An 18,568-nucleotide genomic window follows, 5' to 3' on the forward strand; every position below is an offset into this window, starting at 1 on the left:
CCTTTACCATCTTCCCGTAATAATGGTGATGGAATAAGGGGACTTAGAATTGCCCATTGATCATCTGTCAGTTCTTCTTTTCTTTTTGACATGCTATAAAGTTCTATAAAAACTAAATAGCATTTATGAAATAAGTTCTAATATCCTAAAGTAGGATGTCGATCCAACATAAGTGTTAGAACGATTACATTATATTCAACCAAAAGGAGAACTGGTATCGCTATCCAATGAATAGTGGGTGCTGATCTATTCGTACGCCAAACATAAAGCGATAAAAATCAGAAATATTATTACAACTTCCTTCATTTTCGATCACTTCCCTCAAAAGGGTCATGATCCGGCGCTCACTTCCTGGAGGAGCGCAATGTTTAAAATATTATTTGTCATTACTACAATTATTTTTAACTTACAGGCCAGGGCCGCATTGGAGCCAGAGTAGCGTTTTAGCGTGTCTTTAGCACGTCAGGAAGTAGTTCAGTCAAAATTTGCTATTGCCCGCTATGTCTCTTCTTCCGGATACCTGCGGCGCCGGGATATTACAATGCCATTCCTATGCTGCAACAATAAGTAAGTTATAAGCTCACCACGTTATGATGCGCGTTTTCCTTTTCATGGCAATGCTGACTTTACCATTTCAGGTTTTTGCTCAGGCCGCCTCCTACAACTTTTCTAAACTGGATATCTATTCCGGCTTATCGCATAATCAGGTGACAGCTATTCTGAAGGACACAGAAGGTTATCTCTGGTTTAGCACCGTTTCAGGGCTTAACCGCTATGATGGACATACCTGTAAGATACTACGCAACCGGCAAAACGACAGCACCTCACTGGCAGACAATTACGTGCTTTCCCTTTATGAACTTCCGGAAGAAAAAATCTGGGTGGCAACAAAAGGAGGTCCTTGCATCTACGACGCACATACGGAACGCTTCCATCTCGATTGTGGTGGTTACCTGAAATCCATCGGCCTCGAGGATAGCCCCATGTACAATATTACCAAAGGCTATAACGGGAGATACTGGTTCCTGTATGAGAACGGCAGTTTATTCCTGTATACTAACAAACAGGCAAAAAAAATTACAATCAACCTGGCTGACAAGATCATCGCTGTCCGGGAAACAGCTGCCGGCAAGTTATGGTTATTGCATCGGAATGGCGCCTTACAGGAGTACGACATCCTTTCCGGCAAAACCACTTTCACCAGCACAATACTGCAACAACAGGCCAAAGGCCACACCCCCACCAACCTTTTCATCGACAGTGACAGCGATATATGGCTATGGAGCTTTGCCTACGGCGCCTACCTTTTCCATCCGCAGGACAATTCTGTCAGGATATTCAATGAAAACTCCTCCCCTGCGAAGTTGCAATCCAGCCTTGTCAGCCAGGTAGTACAGGACAACAATGGCATGATATGGATAGCAACAGACCACGGCGGCATTACATTGATCGACAAAAAGAAGAATTTTCATACCAGCTACCTGCTCAACGATCCTAAGAATCCCCAGAGCCTTAGCCAGAACAGTATCAACGTGCTGTACAAGGATGATAACGGCATCCTGTGGGCCGGTACTTACAAACAAGGGGTGAACTATCTTAACAGCAATATTCTGCGATTCCCACATTATCATCATCAGGAGTCAGATGCCAGAAGCCTTCCCTATGATGATGTGAACCGTTTTGTGGAAGACAGACTAGGCAACCTCTGGATAGGCACCAATGGCGGTGGACTTATTTATTTCGACAGAAAACATAACACCTTCCGGCAATACCGGCACGACCCGGGCAATCCCAACACCATTAGCAACAACGTCATCGTCAGTCTTTGGATTGATCATCAGAACATCCTTTGGATAGGTACCTACTTCGGCGGTCTTAACAGCTTCGACGGTAAAAAATTCACCCGTTACCAGCACAGTGACCAGGACGCTTCTTCTCTGGCCGATGATAAAGTATGGGAGATTTATGAAGACAAAGACCGGCAGCTGTGGATCGGCACCTGGGGATCCGGCGTGGACCTGTTTGACAGAAAAACCGGCCGCTTTACGCACTTCTACAGGGAAAAGACCGGGAACCAGTCGTCTAATTATATCTCCGCGATGATGGACGACAGTAAAGGTAATTTATGGACCGGTACCACTTATGGCGTGATGGTATTCTCCCGCGATAAGAAGCTTGTCGCCACATACCGGCATACCTCTGGTAAAAAAAGCCTGAGCAGTAATAATGTGATCTGTTTTCTGGAAGACAGCAAAGGGAGAGTATGGGTAGGCACGCATGAAGGACTCAATCTGTTCAACGAGCAAACCGGCGACTTCGAGCTGTTCACCATGGCCGATGGCCTTCCTGATAATATTATCCTCAATATATTGGAAGACAATCGTCAAAGACTGTGGTTGTCCACACCGAGCGGGCTTTGCAGTGTCATGCCACATCTGAAAGGCAACTGCCTTTCACTTTCTGTGGCCGGTTATGACGAGTCCAACAATCTTCAGAACCGCGAATTCAATGAAAATGCTGCACTCAAAACCAGTACCGGCGAACTGGTCTTCGGCGGCCCGTCCGGTTTCAATATCATTAACACCAGCCTGACCCCCAAAACAGTTGATCATTCCAAACTGATCTTCACGGGTCTCCAAATACTGAACACCAATATTAAACCCGGAGAAATCCTTAATGGCCGCATTGTGCTGGGTCAGTCTCTCCGGAAGCTCAAAAGCATTAACCTTAAATACCGGGAGAATGTATTTTCCATTGAATTCGCCTCATTGGATTACGGTCACAAAGCTCATTACAGGTACGCCTATACGCTGGAAGGTTTTAATACAGACTGGCTTCATGCAGACGGCGACCAACGCAAAGCCACTTACACCAACCTGGATCCGAGAAATTATACCTTTAAGGTCAAAGCACTCAACAGCGACGGTTCCTGGGGCGAGCCTATTTCATTAAAGATCCATGTGGAGCCACCTTTCTGGCGGACCTCCCTGGCGTTCGTGATTTATCTCCTGACGGCCACCGGCCTGCTCCTGCTGGCACGGCGCATTACGCTGGACAGGATACATATGCGGTATGAAGTGGAACAGCAGCGTCGCGAAGCAGAAAGAGCCCATGCCATAGAACAGGTCAAGACAAAATTCTTCACCAATGTGAGCCATGAACTGCGCACGCCATTAAGCCTGATTATTTCACCCTTAGATACCATCATCAAAAACACGGATGATGAAGTCCGGCGAAAACAGCTGGGACTGGTGCTTCGTAACGCCAAAAGGCTGCTGAACCTGGTCAATCAGCTGCTCGATTTCAGAAAAATGGAAGTGGAGGCCATCCGGTTACACCTGGCTATGGGCGATATTGTACAGTTCATCCGGGATATCAGCCAATCCTTCACTGACATTGCGGAAAAGAAAAAAATCACGTTTAACTTCACCTCTGCTATTGATAATCTTGAAATATATTTTGATAAAGACAAGATTGAAAAGATCTTATTCAACCTGCTGTCTAACGCTTTCAAATATACGCCGGACAACGGCGTCATAACGCTGCATCTTTCATGTGATCAGCCTTCCGGAAGTGAAGACAATGCAATGCTCGTTATAGAAGTACAGGATACTGGCATCGGCATCCCTGAAAACCAGCAGCAAAAAATCTTTGAACGTTTCTTTCAGACAGATGTGCCGGCAGATATGGCTAATCAGGGCACTGGCATAGGTCTGGCCATCACGAAGGAGTTTGTAAAGCTTCACCACGGAGTGATCACTGTAAAAAGTGCTCCGGGTCATGGCACCCGCTTCACCGTAAGGATTCCGGCAAAAAAGATATGCGACACTGCCATGCGCAGCACGACACCATTGATAACAGAAGAAGATGCCACACAAATGTTGTCAGAAGAAACACGGAAGAATGGCAAAATGAAAACCATCCTCCTGGTGGAAGACAATGAAGACCTACGCTTCTACCTGAAGGATAACCTCAGAAGTAAGTACCATATCGAAGAAGCGACGAATGGCCAGGAAGGCTGGGAAAAAGTGAAACGATGTAATCCTGATCTGATAGTCAGCGACATTATGATGCCGTTGTTGGATGGTATTGATCTTGTTAAAAACATCAGAACAGAAACAGAAACAGCGCATATCCCTGTTATACTCCTCACCGCCGTAGGCGATGAAAGCAGGCAGTTACAGGCTTTCTCGGCCGGAGCAAACGATTATATTATCAAACCGTTTACTTTTGAAATACTGGATTCGAGAATTAAAAACCTGCTGGCCCAGCAGAAATTGTTGCAGAAAAGATTCCAGAAGCAGATTGAAGTGAACCCCGCAGAGATTACGGTTACCTCCGTAGATGAAACGTTCCTGCAACATGCACTGGATGTGATTGAAAAACAAATGGACAATCCCGATTTTTCCGTGGAAGATTTCAGCGCAGCGATGTACATGAACCGGGTAACGCTTTACCGGAAAATTCTGGCGCTTACAGGCAGATCCCCGCTGGAGTTCATCCGTTCCATCCGGCTGAAACGCGCGGCACAGCTGCTGGAGAAAAGCGGTATGACCGTCGCGGAGATTGCCTATAAAGTTGGATTTAACAATCCTAAACAGTTCTCGAAGTGCTTTAAAGAGGAATTTAAAGTGCTCCCGTCGCAATATGCCATACGTAAAAAAGAAACAGACAGTTAAGCGTTACGGCTGCGTTATCCCTTTCCAGTTGTCCGTCCTGAATGGAACTGCGGGAAGGCCTGCTGAGTTGACCAGGTTACAAACCGGATTATCCGCCCAGGCATAACGTACAGCCGTTGGCGTTACCACCTGGTCTGAATAGACGATTACCTCATTTCCTTCAATAACGGCGCTGGCCCAATAAAAACGTTTATCAGCGCCAGCAATAGTAAAGCCCGTTACTCCTTTGCCACCTTTTGTGGAAAGGCCCGTTCCCGTATTCGTAAAACGGATACGGATACGACGAGGCTCAATCTTAAAACCAGCAAAAGATGGCCCTGATACAATACCTTTCTGACGATATACCTGCTTACCTGCTAACAGCGCCAGCCGGCGGCCTACTTCCTGTTTATTGGCCGGGTGGATATTGTCCGCTTCCCCTATATCGATAATGCAAGCCATACCGGTATTGGCAAGTGACAGCGTCATAGTCTGGGATTCTCTCACCTCAGCCCATTCGCTCTCCGAAGGCTCTTGTTTGATTTTTTTATAGTTGGCCAGCTGTACATACAGGAAAGGGAAATCACCTTGTTCCCAGCGTTGACGCCAGTCCTTGATCAGATCGGGAAATAACTGCCGGTAATCGAAACCGGCCTTTTCATTGGCTTCTCCCTGATACCAGATCGCTCCTTTGATCGCATAGGCAACAAGCGGATGGATCATTGCATTGTACAGCATGGCAGGATAACAGTGATAATTCCGTATTGCAGGTAACGGTGATTCAAGGTCTTTTTTATATCGCCACTGCCCTGCCAGCAAAATCCGGGTAGCGCCATCCGTTACATACATACTGTCTGCAGGCGGGTTTAGTCCACCACCGCCCCAGAGCATGGCTATCCGGAGCGTGATGATATTTTCTCCGGCCTTCAGCATTGCTGCAGGAATGGTATAATGGTGGAAACGATTGGCATTCCATACTGTTTTACAGATTTCATGCCCGTTGACATAGAGTGAATAGTTCATTTCCGGATGACCTAACTCCACTGTCAGGGCTTTTCCTGCAAAGGAGGCTGGCAGGTTGATTTTTTTGCGCATCCATACAATCCCTTCGTATGGCCCGCCGAAGTCCCTGACCAGACCAGGCATTTCAACCTGTGGCCATGAAGCGTCGTTAAATGTTTCTGCCGTTATCTCATGGTCTGCGTTGTTTTGCGGATGATACACGATTTCCCAGAAACGCAGGAGATCAACGCTGTCCTGTACAAAATCAGCCGCCGTCAGCGTGTCGTTGGCCAGTATCCGCGACTTTGTAACAGGTGATGCCAGTAGTCCTTCCCTCCCGGTCCAGGCTTCTACGGGTGTCCCACCCCAGGTACTTTGGATAATGCCTATAGGAACACCTTGTTGCTGATGGACCCTTCGCGCGAAATAGTACGCCACCGCGGAGAACCCGCCTGTATTAACCGTATCACAGGCTTGCCACTTCCCGCCTGCAATGTCCCGCTGCGGTGTCAGGCATTTGTTATGCTCTACCACCAGAAAGCGTATCTGTGACCAATCGGATGCGGCTATTTCTTTTGCAGCATCCTTCGCGTCCTTCACCGGCCATTCCATATTGGATTGGCCGGAAGCCAGCCATACATCGCCGATCAGCACATCTTTAAATTCAATACCGGCATCCGCGCCGGATATTTTCAGTGTATAAGGCCCCCCTGCTTTACAGGCCGGGAAACGGAGCGTCCATTTCCCATCTTTGCCAGTCACGGTCTTCGCGTGCGCCGTTCCCAACGTACCCGTTATCTGCGTTCCGGGCGAGGCCCATCCCCACACAGGGATGGGTAGCTCACGCTGTAACACCATTCCGTCGCCAAATACTTTGGGTATCGTTATTTGTGCGAGAAGGCCGGAACAAAAGAGGCAACTTAATGTCACCCCCAACAATAATTTCTTCAGCATAAAAAATAAGGTAGTGACGGTGTTTAATTCACAAATAAAACGCTATTGTTTTGTGAGATGATCACCAGCCTGTATTTTGTTTCAACACACCGTTTGACAAAGTCACCTGCGAATAGGGAATCTGAGACAGTCCTTTTGTTTCAGTGATTTTACCCGCCTGTATGGTCTTTGTTGTGTTCACGTCGCCATTTTTCACAATGGTTGTTTCTGCAATGGCCGCAGCTGCAGCGGCGATACCCTGACGAAGCAGGTCCCAGTACCGGATACCTTCTCCGGCGAATTCCAGCCTTCTTTCATTGATGATATTAGCCTGATTCACAGGTAACTGCGCAAAGTTGTCGCCGAAAGCACGCTTGCGCACATTGTCGAAGTACTGCTGCGCATTGGGAGAACCCAGTTCTGCCGCCATCAGTAATACGTCGGCATAACGGATGGACACATAGTCCTGAAACTGCCCGATCATAAAGTTGGTGCCACCCATTTTTACGGCGAGGCTGTTACCGGCTTCGTCTATCAACGGCGTGTACTTTTTCATATAATAGCCGGTGTATTCTCTTTGGTCTTTACTGTTGGTAAAAGCCAGTCCTTCATCTGCGATAGATATGATGGTAGCTTTTCTTCTCGTATCGTTGACCGCGTAGGCATTCCAAAGCCTGCCGTTAACAGGACTGCCCCCCCATCCGAGACCGTACGGATAGACATTCTGAATACGGATGCCATTCATCACCAGCCAGTAATTACCGTCCGCATTGCCGCTGTAATCACTGGTATAGGTGTATTTAATGGCAAATACTGTTTCCTTGTTATCTTCTCCTGCATAATCACTGAGCGACGCGGCCGGCCAGAGGTTTGCAAATTTTTCCACCAGGCTAAAACCACCGTTGGTGATCACGTCCTCGAGATAAGTCAGCGCCTGTTGTTTGGACACGACACCTACAAGGTCTGTCTTTCCATAATAACCGGTATAATAGAGATACACACGGCCAATCAGGGATTCCACCGCCCATTTAGTCACCCTGCCATGCGTTGCGGCAGGCTGGTTCGGATAACTCACAGCGGGAAGATTACTGGCAGCAAACACCAGATCACCTGCAATGAGCTTATACACATCGTCAGGGCTGGCCTGCGGCACATTGTCGGTGGTAGGTTTGGCGAGCAACGGAATATTCCCCCACAATCTCACCATATCAAAATAAAGGTAAGCTCGTATAAACCTTGCTTCGGATTCATATACCGGGCGCAGGTTTTCGCTGCCTTTCCAGTTTACCTGATCGAGGTGCGTCAACAGCATATTGGCCCGGTAAATGGCTTTGTAGTAGGCGCTCCAGTTGTCGCCGTACAAACTTTGATCGGAAGGGGAACGGGATTTATCAAACTCGTCGATCATCTGAAAACCGAAACCGTCTGAGTTACCCGTACCACCGAAAGCATTGTCGGATAATACTTCCGATGCTATGGGCAGCGCAACGCCGCCGTTCCATACGGTTTGCAGTCCATCGTATACACCTACCAACGCTTTAAAAGCATCGTTGGGCGTTTTATAAAAACTCTGCTCCGTTGCCGTGGTAACGTCTTCTGTATCGAGAAAACTTTTACTGCAGGCTGCCAGTGACAGCAGCGCGGAGAGCAGTGTATATATGCATAGCTTTTTCATCTTCATGTTAATTTTGGTTAGAAGCGGAGATTAGCACCTATCATGACTGTTCTGGGTCTTGGATAATAACCGATATCAACACCGGTGGAGAAACCTTCATTATAGCCGATTTCAGGGTCCATGCCGTTGTATTTCGTAAAGGTGAAGGCGTTCAGCACGGAAGCGTATACACGCAGTTTCCCGAGGTAGCTGCGGGACACCAGTTTGGAGAAATCATATCCCAGCGTGATGGTGTTGATACGCAGAAAGCTGCCGTCATGAATGTAGAGGTCGGAGAACTGTGTCCAGTTGCGGTTGTCTTCCGTTACCCGTGGTATTTTGCTGGAAGTGCCGGAGCCATGCCAACGGTCGAGGATGGCAGTAGAATAGTTACCCATTGCGCTGGACTGGTTTCTCCATGACTGTACGATTTTGTTGCCAGATACACCGGACGCCTGTATCTGAAAGTCAAATCCTCTATAATCCAGCGCTATGTTGAAGCCGAAGGTAAAGTGAGGGTTCGGGTCGCCTATCATGGTTTTGTCGTTGGCATCGATGACGCCGTCGCCGTTGAAATCCACGAAGCGCACATCACCGGGCTTTGCATCTGGCTGAATCGGCGTGCCTGACTTGCCTTTATAGTCGTTTACTTCTGCTTCTGTCTGGAAGATACCGGCAGTTTTCAGTCCCCAGAAATAACCGATGGGCAAGCCATTCGCAGCCCTGTAGAATTCGAGGGAATTTTCGTACAGCGTATTGGTATTTCCGTGAATGATATGATCATTGGTGGGGATGTTACCTATTTTGTTTTTATTGTAAGCGCCGTTGACACTAATGGTATAGTTGAAAGATTTACCGATACTGTTCTGATAGGAAAGTCCCAGCTCCACCCCGGTATTGCTCACGTCGCCGCCATTGATCAGTGGAGCGTCAGCACCGGCGGTAGCCAGTATCGGTGCGCTGATCAGCCAGTCCTTCGTCTTTTTGATATAATAGTCGAATGTCACGCTCAGGTTTTTCATGAGCGAAGCATCAAAACCGATATTGGTCTGTTCTGATGTTTCCCATTTCACGTTGGGGTTGGCCAGCCGGCTGGGATAGGCGCCTTGTGTATTGGCGCCTTCCACCGGTCCGAAGATATAAGCTGCATTATTGAAAGCAATGGGTGACAGGTACTGATAAGCCGCTACGTTCTGGTTGCCCACCTGGCCCCAGCTGGCGCGCAGTTTGAGAAAATCCAGCCAGTGGATATTCTCCATGAACCTTTCTTTGGAAACCACCCATCCGGCTGATACGGAAGGGAAATAACCCCAGCGGTTTTCCGGCGCAAAGCGGGACGAGCCATCTGCGCGGAATGTAAGGTTTAAGAGGTATTTCTCCTTGTAGTTATACTGTAACCTTCCGAAATAAGACGCCAGCGCATTAGTGAACGGGCCACCACTCAGGCTCATGTACGGCGCACCTCTGGTAACATTCTGCGCCACGGAAAGATAGGCATGCCACAAGTCCGCAATACGCAGGTCACGGTTGTTGCCGGTCATGCTTTCGCCGGTGGATTTCAGCGCTGATGTACCTGCCATTACGCTGAAACTGTGGTTATTTCCAAGCGTGAAATCATAGCTCAGGGAGTTGTCGAATTGTATGGTCCGGCCGCTGCCCATAGACTGAGTTACCCTGGAGGTATCGTTGAAGGCATAGATAGAAAGATGATATACCGGCGTGAGGCCATGGCTCTGATTGGCGTAATAGTTCAGGCCCAGGCTCGTGCGAAACTTCAGGCCTTTAATGGGTTCCGCCTGTAGGTACACATCGCCGAAGAGACCCTGGCTGCTGTTGCGGCTCTGGTTGGAATAATACATCACCGCGTAGGGATTAGACTCGCCGTTATTCCAGGCGCGGTCGGGTTTCCCCGGATACCAGCCGGTTTTATCCGCAGCGAAGAAATTACCGTCGCTATCATACATAGGCAGGAAAGGACTGGTGGTGAATGCCGCACGCAGAGAGTTGTTATACTGGTTTCCTACGCCAATGCCATAGGTGTTCTGGTAGTTGAACGTCAGGTGTTCACCGGCTTTAATGATGTCTTTATACAGTTTATGTTCAGAATTGATACGGAAAGTGTAACGTTCCAGGTTAGAGATATTGGCCCCCCCTACGATGCCACCCTGGCTGGTATACCCTAACGACACTGAATATACGGAGCCCGCGCTGCCGCCCTGTATGCCGAGGACATAGTTCTGGGTGGGCACGTTCTTTTTGAACATCTCATCCATCCAGTTGGTATTTACCGGCAGGTTGTTGATGACATCGTCGGTGAAATACGCCGCTTTACCGGAATTAACGGCGGCTTCATTCATGATGCCTGCATATTCCTTTGCATTGAGCAATTTCGCTTTGCGGGCGACGTTCTGCACGCCATAGAAAACATCCAGTGTCACCTGTGCTTTCTGGTTTGCTTTTCCGGTGCGTGTAGTGACGAGGATAACGCCGTTGGCGGCCTGTGAACCATAGATTGCAGCTGAAGCGGCATCTTTCAGCACATCAATGGAGGCGATGTCAGCCGGATTGAGGTAAGTAATGTCGCTGGTCTGTACACCATCGACAATATATAATGGCGCAAAATTACCTACGGTACCTTTGCCCCTGATGACTACGTTCATAGCCGAACCAGGCTGGCCGGAGTAACTGGTCAGTTGTACCCCCGGCGCCTGTCCCTGTAAAGCCTGTAGAGCATTGGTAGTGCTTTGTTTCTGCAGGTCGTCGCCCTTTACCTGTAAGTTGGCGCCGGTAACGAGTTTCTTCTTTTGAACGCCATAGCCGATGACTACAAAGTCTTCAATCTGGGTCACTGATTCCTGCAGTTGCAGGTTTATCACCGTGCCGGTCACTTTTGCCTCCTGCGGCATGTAACCAACAAAAGTAACCACCAGTATAGCGCCGGGTGCAGCTTCAATTTTAAAAAATCCGGCATTATCGGCAACAGCGCCTTTGGTAGTCCCTTTCACTATAACGGATGCTCCCGCCACCGGTTCGGCTGTTTTCCCGGAAGTGATCCGGCCCGTTACAAAGTGCGTTTGCGCGATAACGGACTGGCTTATCAATAGTATGACAGTCAGCCATGCGTACAATAGCAACTGTCCTGTATTTTTCTTTGTTTTTTTCATAAACGTGGGCATTTGGATTTGGGTAGTTGATAAAACCGGTGCTTATATTTTGATAGTCAATTTTTTCCCTTCATAACGTATCTCCTGATCAGCCTTTCCATCGGGGTCCAGTGGTTTGGGTGTGGCAGCGCTTACCCTGACAACCCGGAACGTCCGCTGCTGCAGCATACCGTTGTATGCACCCCTGCGGTCGCCTATTGTCAGCATCTTTGTGTTTTCATCGTAATCGATCGGGATAATGGTGAACTGTCCTTTCTCATAGCTATAAGTAGTGCCGTCATCTTCATACAGCCGGAAAGCGCCATTCTTACCGGAGTAGACGTACAGCGTAATAGTATCGGCAGGTTTTGCGGAGGTGTATTGCAGTGCCGGGCCTACAGGAATGATGGACCCTTCTTTCACATACAGTGGCATACGGCCATAGGGCGCATCGGCGGTAACCCTTTTGCCGCCTGCATTCCGGGCGCCGGTATACAGGTCATACCAACCCTGTCCGGCAGGCAGGTATACTTCCCTGCTGCGTTGTTTATATTGATATACCGGATTTACCAGCAGGGCAGGACCGAACATAAATTGGTCTCCTATGCTCAGTGCGGCAGTATCCTTTGCGAAGTCCATGACGAGTCCGCGCATGATGGTATAATTCTCATGATACGCTGCGCCCGCGAGTGAATAGGTATAAGGCAACAGCCGGTACCGGAGCTTATCATAATACAAAAAGCTTTCGTAAGCCGGGTGGTTCTCCGGAGCCGTGTTAAAGATTTCGCGGTAAGGGAACTGTCCATGTGAGCGGAAGAGCGGCACAAATGCACCAAACTGAGTCCAGCGGGTACTCAGCTCCTGCCACTCTTCCAGATTCTCTGCGTCTGGCCTTTCAAATTTCGCCGGTACTACAAATCCGCCGATGTCCATGGTCCAGTAAGGAAGACCGGACAGGGAGAAGTTGATACCGGCAGCAATCTGTATTTTCATATCCCGCCAGGTAGCACCGATGTCGCCGCTCCAGATAGCAGCTGCATATCGTTGTGAGCCGCCGAAGCCGGAGCGGGTGAGCAGGAACACCCGTTTATCAGGGTCAGTATGCCGTTGTCCTTCATAAATCCCCTTAGCATTTTGCAGCGGATAGGCGTTCAGGTATTCGGCCGCAGTACCCAACGCTGTTGGGGTCATTTGCAACTTCCGCTTTTCCGGGCTTACGTTGGAAAGTATGTCCGGTTCGCTGGCATCCATCCACCAGGCATCAATTCCTTTGGTATACAGTTTTTGGTTGATCAGATCCCAGAAGCCTTTGCGGGCATCTTCATTGAAAGCATCGTAAAATGTAGAGACATAGCCTTTACCGATCCAGTCCCGCTGTTCATCTGCAATATTTCTTTTATAAAGCCATCCTTTTTTGTCAAATTCATGATAGACGGGAATATCTTTATAGAACTTCGGCCACACAGATATCATGATCTGCGTGTGGTATTTTTTATGCAACACATCGATCATGCTGTCGGGTGACGGAAACCTGGCGGCGTCAAATTCCTGGCTTCCCCAGGCGGTTTCTTTCCAGTAGCTCCAGTCCAATACGATATTGTCGAGTGGTATGTTCTTTTTGCGGAACTGATCAACAATGGAAAGGATCTCCTCCTGCGTTTTGTACCGCTCGCGGCTTTGCCAGAATCCCATTGCCCATTTGGGAACAATCGGCGCTTTGCCTGTCAGCTCGCGGTAACCAGCTATGACCTCGTCCATATTGCTGCCGTGTACGAAATAATAATCTGCCTGACGGCCTGCTTCCGAAGAAAAACCAAAACAACGCTGCTGTTCTTTGTTCAATGGCTCCTGCCATTTAAGCGACAGATAGGACTCGGGGCTCTCGGGCGCCCATTCAATTCTGACAGGTACCTTCACACCCTTTTCAAAATTGACCGGCACCAATGCCGGCGCCGGGTTCCATGCCTTACGCCAGTGGTCCAGTACCAGTTTCCCGTTGAGCCAAACTTTCAACGTACCACCGAAGGTAAACCGCAGTTGATGCAGCCCCGAAACATGGCTGGCCAGACTTCCCTCCCACGATGCTATACCGGTGGCTGCAGTGAATCCTTGCGGAAGTACAACTTTTGAATCTCCCAGAAACTCCATATTAATGGCAGATTCAGCCCGGGTCGCAATAATTTCCTGCGGTTTACGGGAATCGTTGGCATAGCTAGCCGTCAGCCATCCTTCTTCGCCGTTTTTGGAAAAAAGCCGTAAAGCGGACAATGGATGTAGCGGCCGTATATCTCCGGCTGTGGTCAGAGAGTAATTATCCCAGAGGATACCATAGTTTTTACTGGATACCAGAAAAGGGATTGCCACTTCGGTATTGTTCTGAAAAAAAGTGACCTGTTGCCCTTTGTAATTATATACCCCATCCTGGTGCTGTCCGAGGCCATACCAGCCTTCATCACCAGCCCCTTCGAACTGTTGCGTAAGATGATAATACGGCTGGCCATCAAATACGGCAGATTCAAAAGTCCGTCCACCGGCTGATTTCTCCGTCAATATTTTTCTGCCTTCGGCATCCAGAAAAGAAACAACGCCTGTTTTTAAGCGGACCACCACCGTTAACCTTTTTGTCTTCAGCGTAACGGCTTCATTGGAAGCAACCAGCTTCCATTCAGGTACAGGCCTGTTACGTTCAATCGTCATCAGGCTTTGTACAGGCGCCAGCTCTTTTCCGGGCGCGGCCACCACCCTGATAATATCATCGGTGATCACATACAACCGGATGGTGTTGGAGGTGCCGGTAAAAGAGGAATCAGTATGAACGATGACCCCATCTTTAGTTTGTGAATAAAACGGCGGGCTTGCCATAGAAACATGGTAAACAAGCATGAGCAAAAGCCAGGCGACAGTTATCGTCCTTTTCATAACGCGGTAAAAAAACTTACGTGGATAATTCCGTAAAGTTGATTAATGTCGGGGAATGTGAGGGATGGCGGATGTTACATTCTGGGGTATCAAATGTTGCAACCCACTGGGACTGAGGGTTAAAGCCTCAAGCTATTATAATGTTGAATGCAGAGATCATGCAGATTTTAAAAAAGCGGCCTGGATATGGTATTGGATGCAAATTGAAAAGGCTGACCTTTCCGGCCAGCCTCGTGATGTTTCCAAGGTTGCCAGGTCAGGCAACTGTATGGCGGGAAACGATTTTTTACATCCTAATTAGTGACCTTGACCACCTTACATTTTTTTGTCCAGCCTCTCCCCTTTGCCTCCACTACATAGGTACCTGTTTTTAGTGTTGCACCCAGAGATAAAAGGTCCGATGCAGACGGATGTACTTTTATCTCCACAGGTTTTCCGGAAGCATCGATAATTGCAATACGTTCTATTTTTTCCAGTTTATCCATCTTTACAGCGAAAGCAGTAGTAAACGGGTTCGGATATACGTTCAGATCAGTCGCGGCCGAATTGGCAATAGTGGCGGTTGTAACGGCCGGTGTTGCCGCAGACAATGCGATGGCGGTCATCGTCCATTGCTGATTATAGCTACTGCTGCCTGACCACTGCGCCAGGTCAGTGCCATTAGCTGTTTGTCCTAATCCATCGAGGTACAGTCCTGTGGCACGGTTCTTTAGTTTGATATAATTGTCCGCCACTTCCTGTTTCCACTGCTGGTTGTAGCTGGTACTGAAACTCCATTGACCGGCAACAGATCCGTCAGGTGTTCTTCCCATTCCGTCGAGATACAGCCCAGTAGCACGGTTCTTCAGTCTGATATAACCGTCAGCTGCTTCCACGGACCATTGTTGTGCATCGCTGCCGCTGTTGCTCCACTGCCCAGCATTGGCTCCATTGGTAGTTTTGTAGATACCATCAGCCAACAGACCGGTAGCGCGGTTCACCAGCCTCACATATCCGGGGGTGTTGCCGGCCGCCTTCATGATAGCGGAAATTGTTTCCTGGTCCAGTACAGTGCCGGTACTCCGGTCATACATTTCTTTATTTAGATCCCAGCAGATAGGAATAAGTCCCCTTGCTCTTGCAGCACTCACAAAGTAATTGTAATAATGCAATCTGGATGCATTGTGAAGAGCCTGATCCGAAGGAGGGCTCAGCGTTCTTCTGATGGCTGCATATTCCCCGATGATAACTGGTATGCCTTTATCAATGAACTTCGTTTTCATAAGGTTCAATTCAGCATCCATATAACTTTCCTCACCCCAGGTGGCATTGCGGGAAACGTCTGTGGAGGAATGGTAGTTACTACCCCAATAATAGAACATATTGCCCCATGATTCATCCTTTGTCATCAGTGCGAACTGGTAAGGGCCATAATAATGCACCTCCATTATCAGACGGTTGGCAATTGGGTCTGTGGGCAAGGTGTTCATCAGTGTATTCGTCTTTTCGAGATCCGTACTTGGCCCTTGGATAATAAGTGTACGGGAGCTGTTGTTGCCGCCGGTTGCCCGCACTGCATTGATAAATGTCTGATGGTAGGACAACAGGACGGACATGCCGGTAGCATTATCCACATTGGGCTCATTGGCACTGGCAAACAGGAGGTGTTCATTATAGTTTTTAAAGTAATTGGCAATTTGTGTCCAGTAGTGCTGTTGTTTAGCATTTACCTGTGCCTGTGCAGCCGGTGTGACGTTATTTTCCAGCCAGCCGTTATCCCAGTGTATGTTAAGAATGACGTAGAGGTTGTCGCGCATGCAGTAGTCTACTATTTCTTTTACGCGGGCTATCCAGGCAGGGTCTATTACGCCGTTGTTGCTGTGGCAATCCCATGCGCAGGGCAGTCTGACGGTATTAAAACCAGAAGCCTTCACAGCATCGATGGTGGCTTGCGTGGTGACGGCGCCGCCCCACACGGTTTCTCCGCAAATGGCTTCCAGTGTGTTACCGAGGTTCCAGCCCACCTTCATTTGACTAGCGATGGATTGGGCTGTGGGCAACTGGGCTGATAATGACAGCCCTGTAAAAAACAGGATCAGTAGTTGCACCGCTATGCGCATGCAACGGGGAACGTGGTTCTTAACATTTGTACGTGGCATAATAAAACGATTTTGGTTTAACAGTTTATTCTTTCCATACAAGTACACCACCTGGTTCTATAGTTTTTTCTCCGATCAGTATTTTAGCAGATCCGTTGATATTCATGGTATAGTCATCAGAAGCGTAGTTGACAGCCACATACAAACCATCGCGCCAGTAAACGAATACACCAGGCGGATAATTTTCCGTAGTGGCCCCCGCTGTTGTATAGATCTCCCGTAATACGTCTTTTTCCAGTTTTGCATCATCAGTGTCTACACCGATGTAAGTCACGGAACCTTTGCCGAACCTGCGTTTTACCACAGCGGCAGCGCCTTTGTAAAACTGGTCATTGTAAACAGCCACTGCTTCTGTGTTTTTATCCGGCTGTAGCAGGTCACCCCAGTTATTCCAGTTGTAATGCCCCGATTTCGTTTGTACGTCTCCGTAGTATTGGTCCGGTAGCATATCAAAAGAATTAATGCGGGCGCCTATCAACGTCGATAAGGGTGCAGCCCAACCGGCCTCCCACAGGTACCCTGCACGGTTTTTAGCTGCCGTGCGGCAGGTAATAATCAGATGCCCTCCATTGGAAGCATATGCCTGCCATTTTTTTATCAGGTTGCTGTCCACCAGTTCATAGGCAGGCACGATCACAAATTTGTATTTCGATAAATCGGCTGTTTCTGCGACCACGTCTGCCTGGGCGCCAAAAGATTTAGCTATCTGGAGGAATTTGACAGGATAATTCCAGGTATCCCATTGTCTGGTTTGTCGCTGCTGATCGAAAGACCAGTAATTCTCCAGGTTCCATAAAATGGCAGTGGAACGCTTTGCCAGTTTCTCAGGCAATGGCGCGCGGGTATCGGCATACTTTCGCAGTGCGTTCATTTCTTTCATGAACTGCATATAATCATAGCCGCCCGGCGACGGCGTTACTCCATCCGTTAACATAATACCGGAATGATACTGCTCCGCGCTGTAGTTGATCTGGCGGAAGCGATAAGAACAGGCCAGCTTTCCGCCTGCCGCAAAGATGTGGTACAGCCACATACGAACGGCGCCCGGCAACGGTAACGGTGTAAAATTGCCCCAGTTCACCGTTCCCGGCTGTATTTCCATGGCGCCGCTGACACCCCCCACCGATTTATAATATTCGGCAGCAAAGAGGATCACATTGCTATTGCCCAACCGGAATCCTTGTTTGCCGATGTTATTAGTTCCTCCGTTCGGATAGGCTGTGTAGGTAGCGAAGTCCAGCATCTTTGTACGCCGTGGGTCAGCGCCGGGAGATACCGCCGTGTAATTGGTAGTAATAAACTGATGCTGTGAAATGTTCTTCCGTAAGGTACTGGCCTGAAAATCGAGGAACTCCGCCTGCGCATCTGCCAGATAGCGTTTGAAATCGAGCACGGCATGCGGGTTACTCCCCCACCAGCCAACAAGGTTCACATTCGGGGGAATAATCTGATCAAAGTTATTGTACCACTGGCTCCAGAAGGCGGTACCCCACACGGTATTCAACGTATCGATAGAATGATATTTATTCTTCAGCCATTGCCGGAATGCTTCCTGCGAAGATGGGCTGAAGTCAGGCTTTGCGTCGGGTTCATTATCCAGCTGCCATCCGATGATGTTTTCACTTTTCCCATAACGCTGCGCCATTTTAGTCACAATAGTTTCTACGAAACGGCGGTATACAGGATTCACAATTGACCCCAGACCACGGGTACCGTGTTCGCCGCGGATATACTGGCTGTACATCAGGAAAGTTTCCGGGTACCGGCTACGCATCCACGCCGGCGTGGTGGCCGACGGTGTGCACATCACCACTTTCAGGTGATACTTTGCACAGAGGTCCATTACTTTGTCCAGCCAGGTGAAATCAAACTTACCTTCTTCCGGTTCCATCTTAAACCAGGCAAATTCCGCGAGGTGCACAAATTCGAAGCCCATCTCCGAAATCCTTTTGATATCGCGCTCCCAGAAATTGGGGTCCCAGTGTTCCGGATAATAATAAATACCTGTTGTAATCAGGCGCTTAGCAGGAAAAAAAGGGTTGTCCTGTTGAGAAAATGCCTGTGATACTGTGAGTATCACCAATAGCCATAACAGCAAAATACGTTTCTTCATTTATCAGA

The 18,568-nt window shown here is 48.6% G+C and carries 7 protein-coding genes; 1 reads left to right on the forward strand and 6 read right to left on the reverse strand.

Annotation, left to right across the window (positions count from 1 at the left end; all coding sequences use genetic code 11):
- Positions 1-590 precede the first annotated feature (590 nt).
- Entirely contained in the window at positions 591-4,679 is a 4,089-nt protein-coding gene (locus VM802_RS07360) for a hybrid sensor histidine kinase/response regulator transcription factor (RefSeq protein ID WP_325529177.1), read from the forward strand.
- A gap of 3 nt (positions 4,680-4,682) precedes the next feature.
- Here VM802_RS07360 and VM802_RS07365 read toward each other — a convergent pair whose 3' ends face one another.
- The 6 genes from VM802_RS07365 to VM802_RS07390 all read right to left on the reverse strand — a co-directional run bounded on the left by VM802_RS07365 (position 4,683) and on the right by VM802_RS07390 (position 18,560).
- Positions 4,683-6,614, reverse strand: coding sequence for a sialate O-acetylesterase (locus tag VM802_RS07365; protein WP_325529178.1), 1,932 nt, complete (start codon positions 6,612-6,614; stop codon positions 4,683-4,685).
- A 61-nt stretch (positions 6,615-6,675) separates the two neighbouring features.
- Positions 6,676-8,268, reverse strand: a complete 1,593-nt coding sequence (locus VM802_RS07370) for a RagB/SusD family nutrient uptake outer membrane protein (protein WP_325529179.1) — start codon at positions 8,266-8,268, stop codon at positions 6,676-6,678.
- A gap of 17 nt (positions 8,269-8,285) precedes the next feature.
- The gene (locus VM802_RS07375; RefSeq protein WP_325529180.1) at positions 8,286-11,411 is read right to left on the reverse strand and encodes a SusC/RagA family TonB-linked outer membrane protein; all 3,126 of its coding nucleotides are present in this window, start codon (positions 11,409-11,411) and stop codon (positions 8,286-8,288) included.
- 42 nt (positions 11,412-11,453) lie between these two features.
- Positions 11,454-14,252 carry a TIM-barrel domain-containing protein gene (locus VM802_RS07380; RefSeq protein ID WP_325529181.1) on the reverse strand — a complete coding sequence of 933 codons (2,799 nt, stop codon included), beginning with the start codon at positions 14,250-14,252 and terminating at the stop codon, positions 11,454-11,456.
- A gap of 350 nt (positions 14,253-14,602) precedes the next feature.
- On the reverse strand, positions 14,603-16,447 hold the full coding sequence (locus VM802_RS07385) for a cellulase family glycosylhydrolase (protein WP_325529182.1): 1,845 nt from the start codon (positions 16,445-16,447) through the stop codon (positions 14,603-14,605).
- Positions 16,448-16,472: 25 nt separating this feature from the next.
- The gene (locus tag VM802_RS07390; protein WP_325529183.1) at positions 16,473-18,560 is read right to left on the reverse strand and encodes a beta-galactosidase; all 2,088 of its coding nucleotides are present in this window, start codon (positions 18,558-18,560) and stop codon (positions 16,473-16,475) included.
- Positions 18,561-18,568 lie beyond the last annotated feature (8 nt).

This window comes from Chitinophaga sp., from assembly GCF_035538455.1.
Classification (GTDB): domain Bacteria; phylum Bacteroidota; class Bacteroidia; order Chitinophagales; family Chitinophagaceae; genus Chitinophaga.

What these genes read in the sequence shown, in the direction of transcription:
- VM802_RS07360 (WP_325529177.1), top strand. Translation starts at nt 591, where the DNA reads ATGATGCGCGTTTTCCTTTTCATGGCAATGCTGACTTTACCATTTCAG.
- VM802_RS07365 (WP_325529178.1), bottom strand. Translation starts at nt 6,614, where the DNA reads ATGCTGAAGAAATTATTGTTGGGGGTGACATTAAGTTGCCTCTTTTGT.
- VM802_RS07370 (WP_325529179.1), bottom strand. Translation starts at nt 8,268, where the DNA reads ATGAAAAAGCTATGCATATATACACTGCTCTCCGCGCTGCTGTCACTG.
- VM802_RS07375 (WP_325529180.1), bottom strand. Translation starts at nt 11,411, where the DNA reads ATGAAAAAAACAAAGAAAAATACAGGACAGTTGCTATTGTACGCATGG.
- VM802_RS07380 (WP_325529181.1), bottom strand. Translation starts at nt 14,252, where the DNA reads ATGGCAAGCCCGCCGTTTTATTCACAAACTAAAGATGGGGTCATCGTT.
- VM802_RS07385 (WP_325529182.1), bottom strand. Translation starts at nt 16,447, where the DNA reads ATGCCACGTACAAATGTTAAGAACCACGTTCCCCGTTGCATGCGCATA.
- VM802_RS07390 (WP_325529183.1), bottom strand. Translation starts at nt 18,560, where the DNA reads ATGAAGAAACGTATTTTGCTGTTATGGCTATTGGTGATACTCACAGTA.